The following is a 2643-nucleotide window of genomic DNA, read 5'->3' on the forward strand; positions in this document are numbered from 1 at the left end:
GCCGCCGCGCGTCGCCGCGGGGCCGCCCGGGCCCCCCCCCCCCCCGCCCCCCGGCGCCGCCCCCCCCCCCCGCGGCCGGAGGATCCGACCCGGCGCCGGGCGGAGGAGGGGACGTGTCGCTGGACGGACGGGTCGCGGTGGTCACCGGTGGCACCAAGGGGCTCGGGCGGGGCATCGTCGAGGCGTTGTCGGCGGAGGGGTGCCGAGTGGTGTGCGCCGGGCGTGACGCGGCGGGCGTGGCCGACCTGGTGGGTGAGGACGCGGTCTTCCACGAGGTCGACGTGCGGGACGCGGGGTCCGCGACCGCGCTGATGGCCGCCGCCCGGGACCGCTTCGGCCGGATCGACGTGCTGGTGGCCAACGCCGGGATCAGCCACCCCGGCCCGGTCGCCGCGGCGGACCCGGAGCGGTGGGCGGACGTGGTGGCCACCAACGTGCTCGGCACGTTCCACTGCGTGCGGGCGGTGGTGCCGCACCTGGAGGAGGCGGGCGGCGGGCGGATCATCACGATGTCGTCCGCGCTGGCCACCCGGGTCGCCGCCGGCGCGTCGGCCTACTCTGCGTCCAAGGCCGCGGTCGAGGCGTTCACCAAGGTGTGCGCGGTCGAGCTGGCCGGGCGCGGGATCACGGTGAACTGCCTGGCGCCCGGCTTCATCGGCACGGGCATGGGTGCACGGCTGGCCGCCGACGACCGGGTGTGGCCGCACTACGAGCGCAAGCTGGCGCTGGGCAGGCTCGGCCGGGCGGACGAGGTGGCCAGGGCGGCGGTGTTCCTGGCCGGTCCGGACAGCTCCTACGTCAACGGGCACGTGCTGGAGGTCAACGGCGGCCTCATCTGGTGACCGCCGCCCTGACCGCCGACCCGTGACGACGACCCGCAGCCGCCGACCCGCGACCGCTGTCAGGCCAGGCAGGTCAGCGGTTTCCCGCCGTTGAACGCCACCATCTCCGCGAACACCGGTGCGGACGGCAGGTGGGCGCCCGGTGCGAGGCCCGCCTCCTCGGCGTAGGCGCGGTGCAGGTTCGCGACCAGCCGCTCCGGGTCGAGCAGCCCGGCGAACCCGCCCAGGTCGGCCTCCAGCGCCACCTCCAGCGGCGACAGCCCGGCCGCGACGCCCGCCGCCGCCAGGTCCAGCACCCAGCGCAGGTAGGCCTCGGTGGCGTCGAACACCTCCGGGCCGCACACCGGCCCGTGCCCGCACACGACGGTGACCGGGTCCAACGCGCGCAGGGCGTCGATCGCACCCAGCGAGCCCCGCACCGAACCCATCAGGCAGAACGGCGTGCAGCCGGACAGCACCACGTCCCCGGCGAACAGCACCCGCTGCTCGGGCAGCCACGCGACGACGTCGTTGTCGGTGTGCGCGGGACCGACGTGGAGCAGCCGCACGACCAGGTCGTCCACGTGGACGGTGAGCCGGTCGGTGAACGTCACCGACGGCAGCGCCGGCGTCAGCTCGCCCCAGTCCACCTCCGGCCAGACCGCGGTCAGCGCCAGTCCCCTCGCCGCCATCTCCTCCCGGGCCCGCTCGTGCGCGACGACGGCCGCACCGGCGAACACGGAGTTGCCGAACGTGTGGTCGCCGTGGTGGTGGGTGTTGACCACCACCGACGGCGGCACGGGCGACACCGCCCGGACCGCGTCGCGCAGCCGCTCGGCCCGTCGCTGCGTCGCGGCCGTGTCGATCACGGCCGCCGCGCCACCCCGGACGAGCACACCCGCGTTGCCCACGCACCAGCCACCGTCGGGCTGCTCGTGCGCGAACACGCCGTCGGCCAGCTCCTTCACGCCGGGCCGCCCGACACCACGACCTCGCACAGGTGCGGGTCGCCGTCCGCGACCTCCGACACCCGCGCCGCGGCGCGGAACCACTCCTGCCGCACCGCCCGCTCGAACAGCTCGGCGCTCTCCCACTCCGCGACGTTGAGGTACACCGCCGGGTCGCGCCTGGACCGCAGGAGCCGGAAGCGCAGCAGTCCCGGCTGCTCGCGGAAGAAGTCGGAGACCGACCGGTAGAGGCGCTCCAGGTCCTCCGGGGCGCCGTTGAGCACGAGCTTGTTGACGAACACCACCACGGGTCGCGTCCTCTCCGACGAACGGGTCTGCCGTGCACCGCCTCCGATGGTCGGCCGCCCCGCTCGAACCCCGGTACAGCGCCGGCTGCGCTCCACCGCGGTTCGAGCCGCCCCGCCTAGCGTCCTGGTGGCCGTGCGCACCGACCGAGGAGGCCAGGCACATGCCCGTGCCGCACCAGCGCGACCCGGAGGTCAGCCGGACGCGCCTGAGCCGGTGGTGCTCGACCCACGTCGCCGGTGGTGAGCCGGTCTCGATCGGCCCGATCGAGGTCCCCGACGGCGGCTTCTCCACCGAGACGCTCATGTTCGACCTGTCCTGGCGCGGTCCGCGGGGGCGTCGGGTGCGGCGGCTGGTCGCGCGGATCGCCTCACCGGCCTACCGGGTGCACCCCGAGGCCCGCCTGGCCGAGCAGCACCGGCTGCTGGAGGTGCTCGGCCGCGACACCGACGTGCCCGTGCCGCCGGTCTACGGCCACGAGCCGGATCCCGACCTGCTCGGCGGGCCGTTCCTGGTCATGGGGCACGTGCCGGGCCGCGTGCCGCCGGACTTCCCGTCCTACCACCGGC

General features: G+C 75.7%; 4 protein-coding genes. 2 read left to right on the plus strand and 2 right to left on the minus strand.

Translation table 11 applies throughout. The features are described 5' to 3' along the window. The first annotated feature begins 113 nt into the window (after positions 1–113). Positions 114–842, plus strand: coding sequence for an SDR family NAD(P)-dependent oxidoreductase (locus tag AB0G02_RS30625; protein WP_360800859.1), 729 nt, complete (start codon positions 114–116; stop codon positions 840–842). Between the two features lie 59 nt (positions 843–901). Here AB0G02_RS30625 and AB0G02_RS30630 read toward each other — a convergent pair whose 3' ends face one another. Beyond that, positions 902–1789, minus strand: a complete 888-nt coding sequence (locus AB0G02_RS30630; protein ID WP_360800862.1) for an MBL fold metallo-hydrolase — start codon at positions 1787–1789, stop codon at positions 902–904. Beyond that, positions 1786–2076 (minus strand): antibiotic biosynthesis monooxygenase, encoded by a 291-nt coding sequence (locus tag AB0G02_RS30635; RefSeq protein ID WP_360800865.1) that lies wholly within the window; start codon positions 2074–2076, stop codon positions 1786–1788. The genes AB0G02_RS30630 and AB0G02_RS30635 overlap by 4 nt, the downstream gene beginning before the upstream one ends. A gap of 161 nt (positions 2077–2237) precedes the next feature. Here AB0G02_RS30635 and AB0G02_RS30640 point away from each other — a divergent pair. Continuing rightward, positions 2238–2643, plus strand: a 406-nt coding sequence (locus tag AB0G02_RS30640) for a phosphotransferase (protein WP_360800868.1), incomplete at its 3' end; no start/stop codon positions are given.

The organism is Actinosynnema sp. NPDC023658 (assembly GCF_040639995.1).
Taxonomy (GTDB): Bacteria; Actinomycetota; Actinomycetes; order Mycobacteriales; family Pseudonocardiaceae; genus Actinosynnema.